Source organism: Janthinobacterium sp. 61, assembly GCF_002846335.1.
In the GTDB taxonomy this organism is placed as follows: Bacteria; Pseudomonadota; Gammaproteobacteria; order Burkholderiales; family Burkholderiaceae_D; genus Janthinobacterium.
This window is the reverse complement of sequence record NZ_PJMQ01000001.1, coordinates 1,901,105-1,921,780: the sequence shown is the minus strand read 5'-3', so window position 1 is coordinate 1,921,780 and position 20,676 is coordinate 1,901,105. Positions and strand designations below refer to the sequence as shown.

22 protein-coding genes are annotated in these 20,676 nt (G+C 59.5%); 14 read left to right on the top strand and 8 right to left on the bottom strand.

Annotated features, from left to right (window positions below):
• Positions 1-55: 55 nt before the first annotated feature.
• From CLU92_RS08850 to CLU92_RS08830, 5 genes are all read right to left on the bottom strand, one after another.
• On the bottom strand, positions 56-1,804 hold the full coding sequence (locus CLU92_RS08850; protein ID WP_101481582.1) for a bifunctional diguanylate cyclase/phosphodiesterase: 1,749 nt from the start codon (positions 1,802-1,804) through the stop codon (positions 56-58).
• Positions 1,805-1,820: 16 nt separating this feature from the next.
• Positions 1,821-3,155 (bottom strand): sensor domain-containing diguanylate cyclase, encoded by a 1,335-nt coding sequence (locus CLU92_RS08845; RefSeq protein ID WP_101481581.1) that lies wholly within the window; start codon positions 3,153-3,155, stop codon positions 1,821-1,823.
• Positions 3,152-3,541, bottom strand: coding sequence for a phosphonate transporter (locus CLU92_RS08840; RefSeq protein ID WP_101481580.1), 390 nt, complete (start codon positions 3,539-3,541; stop codon positions 3,152-3,154). The genes CLU92_RS08845 and CLU92_RS08840 overlap by 4 nt, the downstream gene beginning before the upstream one ends.
• A gap of 119 nt (positions 3,542-3,660) precedes the next feature.
• The gene (locus tag CLU92_RS08835) at positions 3,661-4,920 is read right to left on the bottom strand and encodes an AMP-binding protein (RefSeq protein WP_101481579.1); all 1,260 of its coding nucleotides are present in this window, start codon (positions 4,918-4,920) and stop codon (positions 3,661-3,663) included.
• The gene (locus tag CLU92_RS08830; RefSeq protein ID WP_101481578.1) at positions 4,917-5,522 is read right to left on the bottom strand and encodes a TetR/AcrR family transcriptional regulator; all 606 of its coding nucleotides are present in this window, start codon (positions 5,520-5,522) and stop codon (positions 4,917-4,919) included. The genes CLU92_RS08835 and CLU92_RS08830 overlap by 4 nt, the downstream gene beginning before the upstream one ends.
• A 97-nt stretch (positions 5,523-5,619) precedes the next feature.
• On the opposite strand from CLU92_RS08830, the gene CLU92_RS08825 reads away from it, so the two are divergent.
• The 9 genes from CLU92_RS08825 (at position 5,620) to CLU92_RS08785 (ending at position 13,404) form a co-directional block, all read left to right on the top strand.
• Positions 5,620-6,903, top strand: a complete 1,284-nt coding sequence (locus CLU92_RS08825; protein ID WP_101481577.1) for an NAD(P)/FAD-dependent oxidoreductase — start codon at positions 5,620-5,622, stop codon at positions 6,901-6,903.
• Positions 6,900-7,676, top strand: a complete 777-nt coding sequence (locus CLU92_RS08820) for a DUF1365 domain-containing protein (RefSeq protein WP_101481576.1) — start codon at positions 6,900-6,902, stop codon at positions 7,674-7,676. Before CLU92_RS08825 ends, CLU92_RS08820 begins: the two co-directional genes overlap by 4 nt.
• Entirely contained in the window at positions 7,673-8,878 is a 1,206-nt protein-coding gene (locus CLU92_RS08815; protein WP_101481575.1) for a cyclopropane-fatty-acyl-phospholipid synthase family protein, read from the top strand. Before CLU92_RS08820 ends, CLU92_RS08815 begins: the two co-directional genes overlap by 4 nt.
• Positions 8,879-8,987: 109 nt before the next feature.
• The gene (locus CLU92_RS08810) at positions 8,988-9,437 is read left to right on the top strand and encodes a nuclear transport factor 2 family protein (RefSeq protein ID WP_101481574.1); all 450 of its coding nucleotides are present in this window, start codon (positions 8,988-8,990) and stop codon (positions 9,435-9,437) included.
• Positions 9,434-9,934 (top strand): TspO/MBR family protein, encoded by a 501-nt coding sequence (locus tag CLU92_RS08805; protein WP_208327706.1) that lies wholly within the window; start codon positions 9,434-9,436, stop codon positions 9,932-9,934. Before CLU92_RS08810 ends, CLU92_RS08805 begins: the two co-directional genes overlap by 4 nt.
• Positions 9,935-9,969: 35 nt before the next feature.
• Entirely contained in the window at positions 9,970-10,677 is a 708-nt protein-coding gene (gene folE / locus CLU92_RS08800) for a GTP cyclohydrolase I (protein ID WP_101481573.1), read from the top strand.
• Positions 10,678-10,699: 22 nt separating this feature from the next.
• Complete coding sequence (locus CLU92_RS08795) at positions 10,700-11,125, top strand: BLUF domain-containing protein (RefSeq protein ID WP_101481572.1); 426 nt, start codon at positions 10,700-10,702, stop codon at positions 11,123-11,125.
• A gap of 232 nt (positions 11,126-11,357) precedes the next feature.
• On the top strand, positions 11,358-12,332 hold the full coding sequence (locus CLU92_RS08790) for a MerR family transcriptional regulator (protein ID WP_101481571.1): 975 nt from the start codon (positions 11,358-11,360) through the stop codon (positions 12,330-12,332).
• 88 nt (positions 12,333-12,420) lie between these two features.
• Positions 12,421-13,404, top strand: a complete 984-nt coding sequence (locus CLU92_RS08785) for an NAD(P)/FAD-dependent oxidoreductase (RefSeq protein WP_101481570.1) — start codon at positions 12,421-12,423, stop codon at positions 13,402-13,404.
• Positions 13,405-13,433: 29 nt separating this feature from the next.
• Here the strand turns inward: CLU92_RS08785 and CLU92_RS08780 are convergent, their stop codons facing one another.
• Together CLU92_RS08780 and CLU92_RS08775 are read right to left on the bottom strand one after the other, a co-directional pair.
• Entirely contained in the window at positions 13,434-14,129 is a 696-nt protein-coding gene (locus CLU92_RS08780; protein ID WP_218973491.1) for an SDR family NAD(P)-dependent oxidoreductase, read from the bottom strand.
• 392 nt (positions 14,130-14,521) lie between these two features.
• Positions 14,522-14,917: a DUF393 domain-containing protein gene (locus CLU92_RS08775; protein ID WP_101481569.1), complete on the bottom strand. Its 396-nt coding sequence runs from the start codon at positions 14,915-14,917 to the stop codon at positions 14,522-14,524.
• A 153-nt stretch (positions 14,918-15,070) separates the two neighbouring features.
• On the opposite strand from CLU92_RS08775, the gene CLU92_RS27740 reads away from it, so the two are divergent.
• The 3 genes from CLU92_RS27740 (at position 15,071) to CLU92_RS08765 (ending at position 17,630) form a co-directional block, all read left to right on the top strand.
• The gene (locus CLU92_RS27740) at positions 15,071-15,229 is read left to right on the top strand and encodes a hypothetical protein (RefSeq protein ID WP_180338468.1); all 159 of its coding nucleotides are present in this window, start codon (positions 15,071-15,073) and stop codon (positions 15,227-15,229) included.
• A complete protein-coding gene (locus CLU92_RS08770) occupies positions 15,226-15,675 on the top strand; it encodes a DUF3429 domain-containing protein (RefSeq protein ID WP_101484580.1) in 450 nt (149 codons plus the stop codon). Before CLU92_RS27740 ends, CLU92_RS08770 begins: the two co-directional genes overlap by 4 nt.
• Before the next feature lie 296 nt (positions 15,676-15,971).
• Positions 15,972-17,630: a methyl-accepting chemotaxis protein gene (locus CLU92_RS08765; protein ID WP_101481568.1), complete on the top strand. Its 1,659-nt coding sequence runs from the start codon at positions 15,972-15,974 to the stop codon at positions 17,628-17,630.
• On the opposite strand, the gene CLU92_RS27445 is transcribed toward CLU92_RS08765, so the two are convergent.
• On the bottom strand, positions 17,599-17,892 hold the full coding sequence (locus CLU92_RS27445; protein WP_143452573.1) for a hypothetical protein: 294 nt from the start codon (positions 17,890-17,892) through the stop codon (positions 17,599-17,601). The two genes, CLU92_RS08765 and CLU92_RS27445, sit on opposite strands and share 32 nt — an antisense overlap.
• Between CLU92_RS27445 and CLU92_RS08760 the strand changes: the two genes are divergently transcribed.
• Together CLU92_RS08760 and CLU92_RS08755 are read left to right on the top strand one after the other, a co-directional pair.
• The gene (locus CLU92_RS08760) at positions 17,891-18,127 is read left to right on the top strand and encodes a hypothetical protein (RefSeq protein WP_101481567.1); all 237 of its coding nucleotides are present in this window, start codon (positions 17,891-17,893) and stop codon (positions 18,125-18,127) included. The genes CLU92_RS27445 and CLU92_RS08760 overlap by 2 nt on opposite strands.
• A gap of 309 nt (positions 18,128-18,436) precedes the next feature.
• Entirely contained in the window at positions 18,437-20,668 is a 2,232-nt protein-coding gene (locus CLU92_RS08755; protein ID WP_101484579.1) for an NADP-dependent isocitrate dehydrogenase, read from the top strand.
• Positions 20,669-20,676: the final 8 nt, after the last annotated feature.

Sequence of the window (20,676 nt, the reverse complement as noted above, 5' to 3'; positions counted from 1 at the left end):
GAGTACCGTTCGTCATGGCGGGGGAAGGGCAGTGGTATACGCTGTACTGTTTAAACTAAGCCATTTCACTTAACCATTCCTCAATTGCGTCTCCGGAGATAGGCCGACTATATAGATAGCCCTGGCCCTTGTCGCATCCCTGGGAGTAAACCACGGCTGCTTGCTGTTCAGTCTCTATTCCTTCCGCGACAGTATTCATGCCCAAGCTACGCGCGACTTTCACAGTTGCCTCTATCAAAACTTCGTGATGGAGGCTGGTACCGACCAAGGTAACAAAGGAACGGTCAATCTTGACGGTATCGACGGGCAATAGGTGCAGGCTCGATAGCGAGGAATAACCGGTTCCAAAATCATCCAGGGCAAGCTTGACCCCAAGCGCTTTCAGGCGGAGTAACTGTTCTTGGATATCTTTCCCCTGGGCCGCCAAACTTTCGGTAATCTCCAACTGCAATTTGTCTGGCTCCATTCCACTGGCGGAAAGAATGACATTCACCTTGTCGCATAAATCGTCTTGGCTCAGTTGTGCGCGTGATAAGTTGACTGCGAGCAGCCGCGGCGCTCGCGCTCCCAATCGTTGCTTCCAGCGTACAAAATCGCGGCATGCCATTTCCAACACTTTTTCACCGATTGCACCGATCAGGCCACAGTCCTCGGCGATGCCGATGAACTCCACGGGACCGACGACTCCTCGTACCGGATGTTGCCACCTTACCAAGGCTTCGACGCCGGCTGCCGGGTCAAATTTTCCGCCCGCCAGGAGTCCGACCACAGGTTGGTATAAATTATATAATTCGCCTCGCTCTATTGCATATCGGAGATCGGTTTCCATGCCTCCACGCCGCAGCGCATCTTCGCGCATCTGCTGGCGAAATACCTCAAAACGGTCTCCTCCTTCGGCCTTGGCAATGGCCATGGCTATCGCAGCGTCGCGAAGCAGATCATCAGCATCACAGGCTTCAGAGTTCAGCACCACTACACCGGCGCTGAACGTGCATGTGAGCTCATGATTCCCAATGATGTAGGGTTTGCTCAGGCGGTCGAGCAAGCGCGCAGCAATGCCTGATACGACGCCAGGATCAGCGAGTCCATCCAATAGCACTGCGAACTCGTCACCCCCCACTCTTGCTGTCAGCGCAGTCGAAGTGTGCCTTCCAGGTAGCTGGCCAAGCGATCTCAGCGTCGTGCGCAGGCGTTCCGCCACAAGAACAATGACCTGATCTCCGACCTCATTGCCTAAAGTGTCATTAATCTGCTTGAAGCGATCAAAGTTGACGAACAGCACCGCGCAATAATCGCCACTGCGGGCACGTGCGCGCTGCGTCATCGCATGTAACAATTCCAGTGCGCCCGCGCGATTGGGCAACTGTGTCAACGCATCCAGCTTTGCTGCACTCGCGAGGCGACTAGCCAGTATGCTTTGCTCCCGGACTACCTCATGGGTCGCGTCCAGCAATATTGCCATTAAGCGATTGTCATCAATCTTGAGCAGGCCTAATGACAGTACTGCGGGACTTTCAGGATGATGTCGGTGATTCTCATTGACCGCGACCCGCATGCTTTCGCAGATCAGTCCTTGCTCAGGTGTGAAGTTGGTGCACAGGCGCAGCAGACCCGGTGCATACGGCTGTAGCACCTGAAAAAAATTGACAAGATCCCCGTCCAGAGAGAGCGGCATCAGCAATTGTGAAGCCATAGGATTGAGCATCTCTATACTGCCGTCTTTTTGCAGCTGTATGAGGGCAACAGGAGCACGATACAAAAACTGTATCAAGGCCTCATAGGCACTGTCATTTTCACCGCTCATGGCCTACTCCTAAATGTTATGTAGGAAAATCAGCTGCATCAGTGTCAAAGAATGCGACTTGGTTTCGGCCTCCGCGTTTTGCTGCATACAGGGCTTGATCGGCGCGTTTCATCAGCCCGTCGAATCCCGTCAGGCTATCGTCCATTGCCGCAACGCCTATGCTAATAGTGTATGCGATGACATGCTGTTCATATATGGCGGGAATGCGTTGTACCTGGGCCCTTAAGCGCTCCGCCACCGCCATTGCATCGGCCAGATCCACAGAGGGTAAAATCACCGCAAATTCTTCGCCTCCGATACGCGCCAGTACGTCAACCTGTCGACATACGCTCTTCATTGTGGCTGCCAGATGGCACAACACTGCATCGCCTGCCGGATGACCGTACTGGTCGTTGATTGCCTTGAAGTGGTCGGCATCGAGCATGATCAGCGACACCGGCCGCAAGGCGTTTTTGCGGCGCAGTAGCTCCAGATCGGCAGCCTCGAAAAAAGCACGGCGGTTTGACAGGCCGGTGAGGTGGTCGCAATATGCTGCCTTGCGAAGATTCTCGCTGGCATCACGCTTATCTGAAATGTCCCGAAGGATCATGCAATAGGCAGCTTCTTCATCGTTGAACTGAATGGGCTGAGAGCTCTCATCGATACGGATGGGCAGTGGCGAAATCATTGAACTGCCCCAGAATTCGCTGCCGTCGGCGCGTAGCCTCGCCCCCTCATCCAAAGCCCAGCCGTTCTCGTCTGCCTCCCGCAAACGGTCCAGTTGTTGTTCTGGGATAGTAGCCTCGGAGGGGTAAAAAATGGCATATGGCTGCCCCTTGATGCTCGGTGTATGGCCAGTTACTCGGCCAATGCTTTCATTCCAGGATTCGATGCGACCTCGCTTGTCCAAGCTAACCAAGGCGTAGTCGGCAATATTGGTCATGATCGCGTTAAGCCAGGCATCGGTCTTGCGCAGCTGTCGTTCGCGCCTGTCCTGCATGGTGATATCGTTCAGTACCGCCATCAGCCGCTCCGCATCCAGCTTCAGCATACTCAACGAGAGCACCTGCGGGCCGCTGGCCGCGCCGTCCGCGTGCAGGTACAGCCGAGTTGCATCGCAGATTTGGCCATAGCTTGCACTAAACTTGCTGCACTGCAGTTGCAGGTCTGGTGCAACCGGCGCGAGCGCATCGAATAGGTTGGTCAGTTCGCCATCTCGGCTCAGCGGCATCAGCAGTTGGGCCGAAAGCGGATTGAGCATGATGATGGTACCGTCCGACGAGAGTTGAACCAGGCCGACCGGCGCCATGTACAGAAACTGAAGCAATGCTTCGTATTCCTGAGATTCCGTAGAATGGCTGAGGTTGCTCATAAACGGTGCACCAGGACGTAGGATAGTTCGGCCGCCGGATCCGACAGCAAACGCAGCTTGACCCTTGTCGGCCGCATGCGTAGTGTCAGCACATAGCTGATCGTGTCGTCCAGGGCTTGCCCGCTTTCATACGCGTCCGCAAATCGCTGCGCGACGAGGAAATTGTTCATGCACGGCGCGATCACCGTGAACAGCTCCTGCTGCAGCACGCGCTCGACGCCGAGGCCTGCCGCCTTCGATTCGAAGGTGTTGTAGCGCTGAACCCGACCGTCCCTTCCGAAGCCGATGACACCAAAGTCGAGTGCATTCAGCGCGGCTTCATCCATCGTCTCCAGGAGCATGGAGATGCCAGGCTGGTCAAACTGTATTTCTGCTTGCATGTTCATTGTTGGCTGCTCCTGTACGTATCGCAAGTGGATCTCTGTTGTCGTGTTAATCACGCTGTATCGGGTATCCACGCCTCACTCAGTAGCGCGTCCATACGAGCGTCGCTTGGTCATCTATATTACGCTTCGTCTGCCCAGGGGCCATCGCTGATGATCCAGTCGCTTGGTTTGCCTTGCCGGTTCACCGGCAGAGCGGCGCCGACGGTGAACGACACAGGGCGCGCCGCAGGTGGCAAGCGCTCCCTGACCCAGGACGCCAACTGGTCCGGCAGGCGCTCACTTCCGCCGAAGTGCGCGGCCACCACGAACGCCTTCAGCCGCTGCCCTTCGTCCGCACGCATCAGCCGCACGTGGGCCTCGCTGACGCCAGGATGGCGCTTGAGCACCTCTGCCACCTGCGCCGGATAAACGTTCGTGCCACCGACCTGTACTGCCTGGTCGCGCCGTCCCACGGGTACGAAATCATTCTCGCCCTGCCAGTCGATCTGGTCCGGGCAGTCGCAGCGCAGCTCGGTGCCGTCCGGCACCTGGCGCAGCAAAGTGTCGCCGGACGCGGAGCGCCGCCAGTGCGGCAGCAAGACATAGGGCCGGCGCGCATCGGTGCGCCAGCCCACACCTGCGCTTTCGCTGCTACCGTATACTTCTACCATAGACAGGCCGGACGCCGTCAGTTGCAGCGCCAGGTCGGGCGGGCAGGGCGCTGTCGACGTCACGCCCGTAACACCATTGGGCCAAATGGGGGCGTGTCGGGCAACGGCGGACCAAAGTTCCGGGTAGCCGATGATCACGTCCCCGTCCGTGGCCTGCGCGATCAACTCCATTGGAAGCATATTTCTCGCATCGACCAGCGAGGCGCGCACCGGGCCGCATGCCAGCGGGAGTAGCACGCTGAACAGGAAGCCGTAAATGTGATGCGCAGGAACGGTATATAAGACGCGCCGCGTCTGCGTCAGTTGTGCTGCGAAAAAGCACGCCTCTTGCCATAGCATGTCAAGGTTGTGGGGGCAGGACTTGGGCACGCCGCTGCTGCCGGAGCTTGTAAAGCTCTGCGCGGCGCTGTACTGGTCCAGGCCGTTACTGGCGCAGGCGATCCACTGCTCGAGCGTGGTGCACCCCAGCAACGCCTGGTCGGCGCCACTCTCGTGCAGGTGCAGGCAAGCGGACAGCGCCGTCGCAAGGGTGTAGCGCTCCAGTGAATCGATACCCAAGTCAGCTTCCAGCTTCAGGCCATCAACCCACGGCAACGACGGCAAACCGGCGCTCCCGCGCCGCATCATGAGCAATTCAGCATGCATGAGGTCCGATACAAAACGGCGCAGCAGCGCCCAGTCGTGCCACCAGTTGGCGCAGCGCGGGTAGGGCGCTTGAGTCTGTTTCACTTCAAGCCTTCAAACGATACTTTGAGCATATGGCGGATGATATCGTCAGATTCCATCTTGCTGTATTTCTGTAAATACTCGACCGCAGGGTCACAGGTTCGAGCGTAATAGCTGAATAGTATAACGTCGGTGGGCAGTTCGCGGTTCAACTGCCCCTGCTGCTGCGCCAGCTTGACCAAGGCCTCCAGTTGCCGGTTCAGTTTCATGACGCGCAGCATGTACTTCACATTGCGGATCAACATGTCGCGCACGTGCGGGCTGGTTGATGGCAGGAACGGCATTCCGCCGTCCAGGCGTACCCGCAGCGCCCACTCCAGCAGGGAGGACAATTTCTGCAGCGGACTGAGTGAGGTGTCTAGCGCAGCGACATAATCGAGAGCGCCGTCGAGCAGGCGTATCAGCGCCTCACCGACTAGCTCTTCCTTTGATTTGAAGTGCTTGTAAAGGCTGGGTTTGGAGATGCCCACCATGCCGGCGACGTCATCCATGGTCATCAAGTCATAGCCTTTTTGGCTCAGTACCGCCGTCGCGGCATCCAGGATAGCGTTCTCGCGCAGCTTAAATGCTTGATTTTTAAAGCTTAGTCTTGGGATGATACTCATTGGTAAATTTCCGATACTAATCAGTAGCTTTTGTTGTTCGATGGTAGTAATATTAGCATGCCAGTAATAAAATGGTCAGCATATACAACAAAACTACATGAACCCGCCACGTAAACGTATCGCCATTATCGGCTCCGGCATCTCAGGCCTGGCCAGCGCCTATTTCCTCAACCGCAAGCACGACGTCGTGCTGTTCGAGGCCGGCGGCTATCTTGGCGGCCACACCAACACCGTGGATGTGACGCTGGAAGGGCGCTGCCATGGCGTCGATACGGGCTTTCTGGTCTATAACGAGCGCACCTATCCCAACCTTGTGGCGCTGTTCGACGAGCTGGGCGTCGACAGCATCGCCAGCGACATGTCGTTCGGCGTGTCCATGGACGGCGGAGCGCTGGAATGGGCAGGCTCCAGCCTCGATACCGTGTTCGCGCAGCGCCTCAACGCCGGCTCGCCTTCCTTCCTGCGCATGCTGTGGGACATCCTGCATTTCAACCGCAACGCGGAGCGCTTTCTGCAATGGTCGAACCAGACAGCGCTGACGCTGGGACAGCTTTTGCAGCAGGAGGGCTATGGCGCGCGCTTCCGCGACGCCTATCTGCTGCCGATGGCGGCAGCAATATGGTCCAGTTCGCCAAGCGATATCTTGCAGTTTCCCGCAGCGACCTTTTTGCGTTTCTGTCTGAACCACGGTCTGTTGCAGGTCAACGACCGTCCGCAGTGGCGCACGGTCGCAGGCGGAGCCCGCCACTATGTCCACAAGATCGCCGCCACGCTGCCTGACATTCGTCTGAACACGCCGGTGCATTCCGTGCGGCGCAGCGCTGGCAGGATGCAGGTGTGGAGCAATGGAGCGGGCGCCGACGAGTTCGACGCCGTCGTGTTCGCTATCCACGCGCCGACCACGCTGGCCATGTTGCACGACGCCAGCCAGACAGAGCGCGCTATCCTCGGCGGCGTGCGCTACCAGCCCAACACGGCCTACCTGCACACGGACGCGAATCTTATGCCTCGGCGGCGCAAGGTCTGGTCGGCCTGGAACTACCTGGCGGGCGCGCAGTCGGACGGACAGCGTCCCGTGTGCGTGAGCTACTGGCTGAACCAGCTGCAGGCATTGCCGTTCGAAACACCAGTGATCGTGACGCTCAATCCGCACACCCTGCCGGCCGACAGCAAAATGCTGGCCAAGTTCGATTACGCCCACCCGGTGATGGACTTGGCCACCGTACGCGCGCAGCAGCAGCTTGCGCAGATCCAGGGCAAGGGCGGTGTCTGGTTCGCCGGCGCCTGGACCGGCTACGGCTTCCACGAAGACGGCCTCAAATCGGCACTGCGCATCGCTGCGGCATTCGATACGGCGCCACTTTGGAGTGTGCTGCCATGAAGCAGCCTGCCGCCCAACTGTTGCACGGCCAGGTGACGCATGTGCGCCTGCGCCCGGTGCCGCACCGTTTCGTCTATCCGCTATTTTATGTGCGCTTGAACCTGGACCGGCTGGACGAATGTCATTCTCGCTGGTTCGGCGTGGACCGCTGGCGGCCCCTGTCGATATGGCGGCGCGACTATGGCCCGCGCGATGGCTCCAGTCTGGAACAATGGATGCGCGCGCTACTGCGCGACCACAACATCGACGCCGACGGCGAAATCTGGCTGCAAACCTTTCCCCGCGTGGCTGGCTATGTGTTTAATCCCGTGAGCTTCTGGCATTGCCACGACGCGGCTGGGCAGCTGCGCGCCGTGCTGGCCGAGGTCAACAACACCTTCGGCGAAAGCCACCGCTACCTGATGCGCATCGGCAACACGGCGGGTGGGGCGTCCACGGCCACTGCTGTCAAGCAGTTGCACGTGTCGCCGTTCTGCGAGGTGCAGGGACACTATCGCTTTCGCTTTCGCCTGGACGGTGCCAGCCACTGCACCGGGCTTGATTATCACGACGGCGACGGCGTGCTACTGCGCACCGCGCTCAGCGGCCGCCCCGTGCCGATGACCGACAGCGCATTGGCTGTTGCCCTGCTGCGCTATCCGCTTCTGGGGCTCGGCATTGTGTTCCGCATTCACTGGCAGGCGTTCAGGCTCTGGCTGAAACACGTTCCGTTCTTCAGCAAGCCGCCTGCCCCCGCCCATCAAACCACCGTGCACCAGGAGACTGTCCGATGAATCGCACCTTGTCCACCGCCACGCTGTCCGCCCCCGCTGGCGCGCGGCTATTCCTCAGGCTACTGAACAATATCCGTCACGGGCACCTGGAACTGATCACACCCTGCGATACGCGCATGGTGTTCGGCGACGCCCATGCGTCTTCCGGCGCGACGCTCAAGCTGCACGACTGGCGCGCCTGCCAGCGCATACTGCGCGCGGGTGACATCGGCTTTGCCGAGGCCTACGCGGCTGGCTGGGCCAGCACGCCCGATCTGACCGCGCTGCTGCGCCTGGCACTGCGCAACGAAGCGTCGCTGGACCAGCTGGTGTTCGGCGGCGCGCTGGCGCGCTGCTGGTACCGGCTGCGGCACTGGCTGCGCCCCAATACGCGCAAGGGCAGTCAGCGCAATATCCACGCGCACTACGACATCGGCAACAACTTCTACCAGCTCTGGCTCGATCCCAGCTGGACGTATTCCAGCGCGCTGTTCGACGGCGACTACCAGTTGACGCTGCAGGACGCGCAGCGGCGCAAATACCAGCGCATCATCGACACGCTAGAGCTACGGCCCGGCCAGTGCGTGCTGGAAATCGGCTGCGGCTGGGGCGGCTTTGCCGAGCATGCCGCGCAGCAAGGTATTCACGTGCATGGCGTGACGATTTCGCCGTCGCAGCTGGAGGTGGCGCAGCGCCGCGTGCAGGCGCTGGGGCTGAACGAACGCGTGCAGCTGGAGCTGTGCGATTACCGTGACCTGGGTGGCGAGTACGATGCCGTGGTGTCGATTGAAATGTTCGAGGCCGTGGGCGAGCAGTACTGGCCGCAGTATTTCCGCACCGTCGCGGCGCGGCTAAAGCCCGGTGCACAGGCGCTGGTACAGTCAATCACCATCGGCGAACAGCATTTTGCGCGCTACCGCAGCAGCACCGATTTCATCCAGCAGTACATTTTCCCCGGCGGAATGCTGCCCAGCGTCGAACGTTTCGAACGCCATGCGGCCCGCAGCGGCCTGCGCCCGGTCGAACGCCACGCCTTCGGCCGCGACTACGCCGAAACGCTGCGCCGCTGGGATGCTCGCTGCCGCCTGCACCATCCGCAGATCGCGGGCCTGGGCTTCGACGAACCCTTCATGCGGATCTGGCATATGTACTTCGCCTATTGCGAGGCTGCCTTTGACGAGGGGCGAACCGATGTTGTTCAATTCCTGCTCCAGAAGGCCTAGTCGGCCATGACGTTGCTGTGCCGCCTGGGCCAGGTCACGCTGATGTTCGGCGGGCGCGCATGCGCCCCTTGAACCGGCCCATCGCCCTCACTTACTTTTTGCTGGCAAAATGAACGATACTGAACCACTCCTGGCATGGTATGCCTCGCTGACCCCGGACACCGTTGGACGGGCGGGCGGATTCTACGCGGCGGACGCGCAGTTTCGCGATCCGTTCAACGATGTGTGCGGCGTTGCAGCGATAGTTGCGATCTTTCGCCACATGTTTGTCCACACCGAGCAGCCGCGCTTCATCATCGGCGAGCGCGTGGTGCAGGGCGACCAGGCCTTCGTCACCTGGCTATTCGTGTTCCACTTGCGCGGCGTGCCGTATCAGATCTCCGGCGGCAGCCATTTGCGCTTCAATGCGGACGGCCTGGTCGTGATGCACCGCGATTACTGGGATGCCGCCGAAGAGCTGCTGGAAAAGCTGCCACTGGTCGGCGCCCCGATCCGATGGCTGCGCGGCCGCTTCCGCGTACCGGTGCCCGATGCAGCAACAAAGGGGAGGAGGGCATGAGCGCGGCCAAGTCCATGAAGCCGGGCGCATTCCTTCAGCTGGCCGGCTGGATCGCGCTGACCGCCGCTTTTGCGGCGCTGGGCGCGTTCGCCTCCGTTCACGCGGCCGTGTTTTATGCGCAGCTGGACCGCCCCGGCTGGGCACCGCCCGCCTGGCTGTTCGGTCCCGTGTGGAGCTTGCTGTATCTGATGATGGCCATCGCCGCCTGGCGCATCGGTCGCACGGCTGCACCGCGCGCGTACCCGGCGCTACTGCTCTATCTGGCGCAGCTGGCGGTCAACGCACTATGGAGCTGGCTATTTTTTTCCTGGCATCGGGGCGCGGCGGCGTTTGTGTGCATCGTCGTGTTGTGGCTGATGATCGCGGCTGCCATCGTGCTGTTCGGCCGCCGCGAACGCCTCGCCGCCATGCTGCTATGGCCCTACCTGGCATGGGTCAGCTTTGCCGGGGTACTGTGCTTCAGCATCTGGCAGCGCAACCCTGTACTGCTCGGATAAACGATACATCGCACTACCAACAACAAGGAATTCCCATGACGAATGAAAAGCAGCTTAACTACCGTGTCGCCGGCACGCCTGCCTCCGCACGCATACGCGCCCGCTTGATGGCGAGCGGTGTCCGTTTCCACGCCAACGACAATATCGCCGACTACATCGAAAGCGGCGAAATGGATGAACTGCTGGACGAGGTCAGCCTGCGCATGCAGGGCGTGCTGGAGAGTCTGGTGATCGACACCGCCAACGACCATAACTCGCAGGATACGGCGCGCCGCGTGGCCAAGATGTATTTGCTGGAAGTGTTCGGCGGGCGTTACATCGCCCCGCCGCCCGTGACAGAATTTCCCAACGCCGCCAACCTGAACGAGCTGATGATCATCGGTCCCATCACCGTACGCAGCGCCTGTTCGCACCACTTGTGCCCCGTCATGGGCAAGGTGTGGATAGGTGTGATGCCCAACCAGCACTCCAACCTGATTGGCCTGTCCAAGTATGCGCGGCTGGCGGGATGGATCATGAGCCGCCCGCAGATCCAGGAAGAAGCCGTGGTCCAGCTGGCAGAACTGCTGCAGGAAAAGGTCAAGCCGGACGGTTTGGCCGTGATCATGGAGGCCGATCACTTCTGCATGCAGTGGCGTGGCGTTAAAGACAATGACGCGCGTATGATCAATAGCGTCATGCACGGTTCATTCCTCAAGGACCCCGCGCTGCGGCGCGAGTTCCTCTCACTGATCAAACGCTGATACACCATCCAAAGGAGTTCCTATGCTCGTCCGTTTACTGTATGCCAGCCGCACCACGGGCACTATCGATGTCGCTACCATCGGCGCCATACTCCAGCAGTCCCGCCGCCACAATCCACCCAGCGGCATCACCGGCGTCCTATGCCACAGCGAACGGTTTTACCTGCAGCTGATCGAAGGCGGACGCGAACAGGTCAATATCCTGTATGCCCGCATTCTCGCCGATGCACGACACACGGGAGTAACACTGCTGCACTATGAAGAAATGAGCGAGCGTCGCTACGCTGGCTGGACGATGGGGCAGACCAACCTCGACAAGCTCAATCCGGGCACGCTGCTGCGCTACTCGATGCTTCCCGAGTTCGATCCGTTCGCACTTGGCGGAGACAGTTCGCTCTCGCTGGTCGACGAGCTGATGGCTGGCGCTGCGGTCCTTGGCCGGGCATAAGGGCGACGCGCCATCTCATCTGCACGAAATCTGTCGAGGAATCAGCCGTTTGCGGCGGGTTCATGTTCAATTTTGTTGCTTTTAACTCAAAAAAGTGGGGTCTGTCCCCGTCTCACCAGGAGTTGCTGTGGCGATGAACTGGATTTGCACCGCTGTCTTCGGTATTTTTCGTCTGTTGTCTGCCGATTGCGCGATATAATCAGATATTATAGGTTCATTATCGGTTCTAGCTATGGTGCAATCTTTACTCCCTCCTCAGGTCGACAACAGCCAGGCTGTTCAATATCGCAGCGGGGTCGCCGCCAGACTTGCTGGCTTGCCGGTTGAAACGTTGCGGGTGTGGGAGCGTCGCTACGGCATCTCCGACACCGGCCGTAGCGCGCATGGCCAGCGCTTGTATTCCGAGGATCAGGTTCGTCGGCTGCGGCTTATGAAGCAACTGGTCGACCAGGGTCATCCAATTGGCGCGCTGGCGAAGCTGCAGTTGGAACAGTTGGGCCAGTTTGCGTTGGTACCGGAGCCTGGCGTGCCTATGCAGCCTCTGCGCCTGGCGCTGATGGGTGCGGCTCTGGCGCGACGCCTGGCCGTCGGCGGGCGAGAGTTGCTGGCGCTCGATATCGTCGCCAACTTTCAGAATCTGGACGATGCGGCCGCGGCATGGGCCGGCACCGGTGCGCAACTGCTGTTGATGGAAATATCGGAACTCGATGAGCACGTGGTGCCGGCGATTTGCGCGCTGCGCCAAACACTGGGAATGGCGCTGGTGGTGTTGTACCGTTTCGGCGCCAGCGCGACCATACGCCAGTTGCGCGCTCAGGGCTGCCTGGTTGCGCGCGTACCCAGCGATGTGGCAGAAATAGTGTTGCTGTGCCAGGCGGCGCTGGCTGCGTTGCCCTTGGCGCAAGCTCAGCTTGCGCGGCAGCGCCCGGCGGCGCCTGTCCCGCGCCGCTTCGACGACCGGGCTTTGGCGGAGCTGGCGGCGGCCAGCAGTACTGTCCACTGTGAGTGCCCGCGCCATCTGACGGACATCTTGTTAATGATCAACAGCTTCGAGCGTTACAGCGAACAATGCTCGTCGCGCAATGTGGCCGACGCGCTGCTGCATGAGCAGTTGGGGCACGCCGCCGCAACCGCCCGCATGGTCCTGGAGGAAGCACTGTTGCGGCTTGCCCGGGCGGAGGCCCTGCCTTTGCCGGCGGGCCTGTAAGCGCAAGGTCATCACTTATCAGGAGCACTATGCCGTATTCCACCATCACAAAAGCCCACTGCGCACTGCGCAAGAGGCTGAAAATCTCATGACGAGCTCTTCTCGCATCGCCATCATTGGCGCCGGCATCGCCGGTCTGGCCTGTGCCACGGCCTTGAGGCAGGCAGGCTTCCAGGTGAGTCTGTTTGACAAAAGCCGCGGCGCGGGAGGGCGCATGAGCACACGGCGCGGCGCCGACTGGCAATGCGACCATGGCGCACAGTACTTTACTGCGCGCAACCCTGAATTCCGGGCCGAGGTGACCCGCTGGGAGCAGGCCGGCGTGGCTGGGCATTGGCAGCTGCAGCTGCGCAGCCCCGATGCCGACGGATGCAGCGGCGGTGCACCCGTCGAGCGCTTCGTCGGCGTTCCGCGCATGTCATCTATCGCCGCGTGGCTGGCCGCAGATCTGGCATTGCACACAGAGACTGCGATCAGTGCCTTGCAACGTGAAGACAGCGCCTGGCGCTTGCATGTGCAGGACGAGGGGCCTCTTGCGCAGCGCTATGACATGGTAGTGCTTGCCGTGCCGGCGCCGCAGGCGGTACCACTGCTGAATCAGGTGGCGCCATTGCAGGCCGCGCTGGCGGCTGGGACAAGCATGGCAGGCTGCTGGGCAATGATGCTGGAGTTTGCGCAGCCGTTGGCATTGGACTTCAATGCGGCTTTCCTCAACTCCGGTCCGCTGCGCTGGGTGGCACGCGACAGCGCCAAGCCTGGCCGTAGCGGTCGCGAAAGCTGGCTGTTGCATGCCAGTGCCGAATGGAGCGAGAGGCACATTGAGCTCGATGCCGATAGCATTGCCGCGCAGCTGCTCGCAGCCTTTATCAGTTTGGGCGGGCAGGTACCGCAACGCTGGAGCGTACACCGTTGGCGCTATGCCAGTACGCCCCAGGCGCGCAACGATGTCTGCATTTGGGAGGCAGGGCAGGGTCTGGGTATCTGCGGCGATTGGCTGAACGGTGGCACAGTGGAGGCTGCCTGGCTTAGCGGTCATGCACTGGCACAACGCATCATTGCCGGCTCCGCTTAAGCGTGGCGCGCGTGCCGGCGCAGTGCGTACTACCAGGGGAGCCGCGTGCCGTCGTATGCCAGGAATGTGCCGCTGTCAGACGGCCTCAGGGTGTCTAGCACGGTGAGCATGTCGCTGGCGGCGTCATGTGCCGGACGTCCTATAAGCTCACCGCGAAATGGCCGCGACAACCGGGAGTTGACGGTGCCCGGATGCAGCGCGACCAGCACGCTGTGCTTCTGGTTGCGCGCCAATTCAATGGCTGCCGTCTTGACCAGCATGTTGAGTGCGGCCTTCGAAGCGCGGTAGCTGTACCAGCCGCCTAGCTGATTGTCACCTATGCTGCCCACTTTCGCCGATAACATGGCCATGATGGCGCGTTCACCATCGAGCAGGGGCAAGAAATGGCGCATGACTAGTGCCGGCCCCATGGTGTTGGTCTGGAAAATTGCCTGCATCTGCTGATAATTCAGGTCGGCCAGGCGTTTCTCAGGCATGAGATTGCCGTCGTGCAGCATGCCTGCGGCGTTGATGATCAGGTGATAGCGGGGCTTGGTGGCAAGTTCTCTTGCGGCCTCGGCAATGCTGTTTTCGTCGGTAAAGTCGAGTCGTGGTGTCGAGTGGCGATGCAGGCCGCACACAGATGCGCAGCGTGGCATGGCGCTCAACAGGTCGACGAATGCGGCGCCGATCGCGCCCGACGCTCCAAGCACTAGCGCGTTAAACTGATCAGGAAGGCTGGACATCATGGCATGCTGCTCCATTCAAAGGTGGGGGTGTAGCTATCTGTTTCCTCAAGTGCCTGTGAGCGTTGCCTGACTTCGCTATGCCGACTCCGCTGCCTGTACTGGCCCTGCGCAAACTGTGCGCCGGAGCCTGTGGACAGGATAATTTTCTCATCCTCAGTTTCCTTGTTGTTGCTGCCGTTACAAAGCACGCTGGCGCTCATACCGACTTGGCCATGGCAACTGGATCTGGTCGGACGAACCTGCAATTCGCGATTCCCAGCTTGAGCTTATCGGCCGGCGTTGTGCGTGTCCAGCGTGTTTTGCTGTTTCCTGTGTCAAAGACGGTTCATATTCGGTTCATTGTATCGGCAGTTGTTGAAGCTACGCCGTGCCCGACAATACTTGCACTACTACCGCTTGGCAGTGGCGAATTGTCTGGCCAGCCACTGGATGCCGGGACGCAGGTGCAAGAAGCCACGATAAAGCAACTCCAGCAGCGCTTGCATGCCGGGTAAGGAGCCCAGTTTCCCTAGCCAGCGCCACGACGGGTATAACAGCCAGAGGGCAACGAACGCCGCCGCGCCGCTCAGCATGGCGCCTTCCTTGGTTTGCACATGAAATCGCGCCATCAACTCCCTGCAACTGCAACCCTCGATTGCCGTTTGCTTGGTATCGCTGACATCGATCCATTGGATGGGACTTGTCGGCACAGCACCTTGATAGAGGCTGATTTCCCATCGGCATAAAGGGCAGGAGCCATCAAAAAAAACGGTTGTCGTGACACTGTTTTCGTCAGGATTGGGCATGATATGGCCTCTTCAAATTGTTATCACTTGTTGCGGTGAACCTACATTGAACCAGTTTATATTGGACTATGCGGTTCATTATAGCTACAATCTCGCCATACTTGCTAGTGCAGCGATAAACGCCGCATGACATTGATAAACAAAGAGGGTTGCATGAACAAGCTAGCATTGAATGCGGCGGTGGCCGGCGAGCTGGAGGGGGCCGCCCCGCCCGATGCCGTTACCAGTCTGGCGCAGGAAAAGATACGCTGTGTTGCCTGTCAGTTGTGCGCCAGCGGTGGCGCCACAAGCTGCATGGGGTGGTTCAAATGAGCCGGGGCAGCACGCCGCGCATCGTTGCCGGCCTCGCTTACGCTGGCCTGATACCGTTCCTTGCCTTATTGGCGGCGAGCTGGCTCGATGCGCAGCGTAGCAGTGTCTGGCAGCAATTATCACTTCAATACGGCGCTGTGATCCTCAGTTTTGTAGGCGCGCTGCATTGGGGTTTTGCCATGAGCGTGCCATTCGTCAGTGATCGTAAGCGCAACGTCTGCTTTGCCTGGAGTGTGATTCCCGCCTTGCTGGCCTGGTTGGCCTTGGCGCTTGACCCGCTTGCCGGCAGTGCCTTGCTGGCGACCGGCTTTGGCGTCCATTACTTGCAGGACTGGCGGCTATTCAGGCACGCCGGGCTGCCCGGGTGGTATTTACCGCTGAGGCTACAGTTGTCTGTCGTCGCTGCTGCAAGCCTGCTTGCCACCAGCTTCGCCAGCCATGCATGAGGCAAGGCGCGATGACCCATCAGGCAGCTGATGGCCCAACTTTCATCCTCGACAACAAGAAACGCTACACAAGCAACGGCTGAGAAACAGATAGGCAGTTTCCGTCCTGAATAAATTCACGCCTTTTAGAAAAATCCTGCCTTTCCGCGCTGCGTGCCCATTGCAAGAAATTAAAGATTGCTAATTTTAAATTTGCAACCGCTATCTGCTCGCTAAAGACGTTGCCGCAAAGAATCATCATTTATCGGACAATGGCTTCCTTATCGCGCTGTCCGGCAACCTACATAAAGACTTGTATGAACAATTCCACTCAAACCGTCGGCACCCGTCTGACGATAGGTTTCGGCATCACTTTCGCGTTGACAATCTTGCTCACCGGCCTAGCCATGAATCGAGTCGGCAGTATCGATCAGACGCTCAGCCGCGTCAACGATGTCAATAACGTCAAACAGCGCCACGCGATCAACTTCCGCGGCAGCGTCCATGACCGTGCGATTGCCGTGCGCGACGTGGTGTTGGCCACTGACGCCGCCGCCGTCCAGGCGCAGGTGAACAAAATCAAGGCGCTTGATGAAAAATACCAGCAATCGGCGGCCCCCCTCGATGCCTTATTTGCCGGTGCCGTGACTGCCGATGAAAAAGCAGCCTTGAGCAATATCAAGGACACCGAGCGCCGCGTGCAACCGTTGATCGCCAAGGTGATTGAGTTGCGGAGTGCCGAGCAATTTGCGCAAGCTTCCAGCCTGCTGGCGCAACAGGTCGGCCCGGCCTTCGTGGACTGGTTGGCGTCGGTGAATAAGCTGATCGACCTGGAGGAAAAGATGAGCCAGGACGCTACCGCCGGTGCCCGCGCGCTGAGCGGCAGCTTCTTCACCTGGATGCTAGTGCTGTGTTCGGTAGCCATTGCCGCCGGCGTAAGCAGTGCGTGGTATATCGGTCGCGGGTTGCTGAAGCAGCTCGGCGGGCAACCGGATTATGCCGTCAGTATCGTCACCCGCATCGCTGCTGGCGACCTGTCCGTCGCGATTCACACAGCGAAAGACGACCACAGCAGCCTGCTGTTCGCCATGAAAAAAATGCGCGACAACCTGGTCGATATCGTTGCGCAGGTGCGGACCGGCACCGAAACAATTTTCAACGCTTCGACCGAGATCGCAGCCGGAAACTTTGATCTCTCATCGCGCACCGAACGCCAGGCAGGAACGCTGGAAGAGACCGCATCGTCTCTGGAGGACTTAACTAGCACCGTGCGTCAGAATGCCGACAATGCGCGGCAGGCCAATGTACTGGCAGAGTCCGCATCCGAAGTTGCCGTACGTGGGGGTGCCGTGGTAGCGCAAGTGGTTGAGACTATGGCTGCAATCAACGAATCGTCAAAGAAAATTGTCGACATCATCGGCGTGATCGATTCGATTGCATTTCAGACCAATATCCTGGCGCTGAATGCCGCGGTGGAAGCGGCTCGCGCCGGCGAGCAGGGCCGCGGCTTTGCTGTCGTGGCAACCGAGGTGCGTAACCTGGCTCAGCGTTCGGCTTCGGCCGCCAGCGAAATCAAGGCCCTGATCGGCAGTTCCGTGCAGCGGGTTGATATAGGCGCGCGCCTGGTTGACGATGCAGGCACTACGATGGAAGAGATTGTGCGTAGCGTAAAACGCGTCACCGACATCATGGCAGAGATCAGCCTGGCCAGCCAGGAGCAAAGCACCGGTATCGAGTCGGTCAACCAAGCCGTAGGCGAGATGGACGAAGCGACCCGGCAGAACGCCGCCATGGTCGAACAAGCCAGCAGCGCAGCCGCATCGCTGCAGAAAGAAGCGCTGATGCTAGCCGAAGTGGTCGGCGTTTTCCAGCTCACCGCCGATCCCGAAGGTAGCCGCAATACCAGTCATGTCGCCATCAAGGCGCCTCTCTCGCGGGCTGCCTTCAAGCCGGCAGTGAGCCGCTTGGCCGCTTGACCGCTCGCGGCGGGCGAAAATAGGGATGCGACTTGACGTTCACGGCCAGGTTGATTGAAAACTTGCCGTAAATGCTGATGCAGCCCTGTTGACGAACGGCTGGCCATGCGCAAACACGTCGCTGGATCAGGCGATCAGGTTGGTCTTGGCTGCCCGTGGCAAGTCGATATTGCGCGGAAGTGAGGGAGAAGTGGCAGGCGCGCGCCAGGAAGCCGGCAAAAACGCCAATATTGTCTAATCTTTCACGCAAGGGAGCCGCCATGCCCGATATCATCGAATTGCTGCAGTGGCCCGCCATGGCCGCCTCGCTGCTGGCGGCCTGGCTGGTGGGGTCGCGCGCGGCCGCTCGGCGCTTTGCGGGCTTCTGGGTATTTTTGTTCAGCAATGGTCTGTGGGTCTGCTGGGGCTGGCAAGACGGGGCCTGGGCGCTGATCGTCCTGAATGCTTGCCTGGCGCTGACGAACGTGCGTGGCATCGTAAAGAACGAGCGCTCGTGACAGCGTTTAAGTGATTTTATTTGTAAAAAAATATTTGTTTCCTATATCTTGTACATGGCTTGCCGGACCGAATGCACCTATTTCACTGCGGAAAACCGTCAACTGCACCTGTCTACCGGGCATATTTGCTGTCTTATATAAGATTCCTCGGCATCTGATACACAAACAGCGGCAGGACAGTCTAAAATACGTGGTGGGCAAGCACGGCGTCACCGCCGGCACACTAGCCGTCCAAAGCAAGGCTAACCGTCCTGTGTTTGGAATGAAGAAAGTTAACCACCAGGCCTCACCGCATACAAGGGAATGAACATGGCAACACAAAAATCCAAAATCATCTACACGCTGACTGACGAGGCGCCGCTGCTCGCGACGTATTCCCTGCTGCCAATTATCAAAAAATTCACCGCGCCGGCTGGCGTGGACGTGGTCGCCACTGATATTTCGGTGGCCTCGCGTGTACTGGCCGAATTTCCCGAATTCCTGACGGACGCGCAAAAAGTCCCGAATACCCTGGCTGAACTGGGCAAATTGACCCAGAATCCGGACACCAACATCATCAAACTGCCGAACATCAGCGCCTCGCAAGGTCAATTGATCGCTTGCGTGCGCGAATTGCAAGGCCGTGGCTACAAGCTGCCGGACTATCCGGAAGACGCGAAGACGGAAGAAGAAAAAGCCTTGAAGGCCCGTTACGGCAAGTGCATCGGCAGCTCGGTCAACCCGGTCTTGCGTGAAGGCAATTCCGACCGCCGCGCGCCGAAGGCTGTCAAAGAGTATGCACGCAAGCACCCGCATTCGATGGGCGAGTGGAGCCAGGCATCGCAAACCCACGTCTCGCACATGCATCATGGTGATTTCTACCATGGCGAAAAATCGCTGACCCTGGAAAAGGCACGCGATGTCAAGATGGAACTGGTCACCGCCTCCGGCAAGACCATCGTGCTGAAACCGAAGGTTTCCCTGCAAGCGGGCGAAATCATCGACAGCATGTTCATGAGCAAGAAAGCGCTGCTGGAGTTCTACGAGAAAGAAATCGACGACGCCTTCAAGACGGGCGTGATGTTCTCGCTGCACGTCAAGGCGACCATGATGAAGGTCTCGCACCCGATCGTCTTCGGCCACTGCGTACGTATTTTCTACAAGGATGCGTTCGCCAAGCACGCTGAACTGTTCGACAAGCTGGGCGTGAATGTCAACAATGGCATGAGCAACCTGTACGACAAGATCGAAACCCTGCCAGCGTCGCAAAAAGATGAAGTGTTGAAAGATTTGCACGCCTGCCATGCGAATCGTCCGGAACTGGCCATGGTCGATTCGGCCAAGGGCATCACCAACTTCCATTCGCCGAACGACATCATCGTCGACGCGTCCATGCCTGCCATGATCCGTATCGGCGGCAAGATGTGGGGTGCCGATGGCCGTCCGAAAGACGTCAAGGCAGTCATGCCGGAATCGACTTTCGCGCGTATCTACCAAGAAATGATTGGTTTCTGCAAATGGCACGGCAACTTCGATCCGAAGACCATGGGCACCGTGCCGAACGTTGGCCTGATGGCGCAGCAAGCGGAAGAATACGGTTCGCACGACAAGACCTTTGAAGTGCCTGAAGGCGGCACTGCCAACATCACCGACCTGGAAACGGGCGAAGTGCTGCTGACGCAAACGGTGGAAGAGGGCGATATCTGGCGCATGTGCCAGGTCAAGGATGCGCCGATCCGCGACTGGGTCAAGCTGGCCGTCACCCGTGCGCGCAACTCGGGCATGCCTGCCGTGTTCTGGCTCGACTCCTACCGTCCGCACGAGAATGAAGTCATCAAGAAGGTACAGGTTTACCTGAAGGAGCACGACACCAAGGGCCTGGACATCCAGATCATGTCGCAGACGCGCGCCATGCGCTACACCCTGGAACGCGCATTCCGCGGCCTGGACACTATCTCGGTGACCGGCAACATCCTGCGCGACTACCTGACCGACCTGTTCCCGATCCTGGAACTGGGCACGTCCGCCAAGATGCTGTCGATCGTGCCGTTGATGGCCGGTGGCGGCATGTACGAAACGGGTGCGGGCGGTTCGGCCCCCAAACACGTCAAGCAACTGGTGGAAGAAAACCATTTGCGCTGGGATTCGCTGGGTGAATTCCTGGCCCTGGCCGTGTCGCTGGAAGACATGGGCATCAAGACGGGCAATGCGAAGGCCAAAATCCTCGCCAAAACCCTGGACGAAGCCACCGGCAAGCTGCTGGACAACAGCAAGTCGCCATCGCCACGTACCGGCGAGCTCGACAACCGCGGCAGCCATTTCTACCTGGCCATGTACTGGGCGCAAGCGCTGGTAGCGCAGAAGGACGACGCGGAACTGGCAGCGCATTTCGCGCCACTGGCGAATGCCCTGGCCGAGAATGAAGAGAAGATCGTCGCCGAGCTGAAAGCAGTACAAGGCAAGGAAACGGATATCGGCGGTTACTACCTGCCGGATCCGGCGAAGACGGAAGCGGTCATGCGTCCTAGCGCCAGCCTGAATGCCGTGCTCGACAGCATCTGATACGGTCC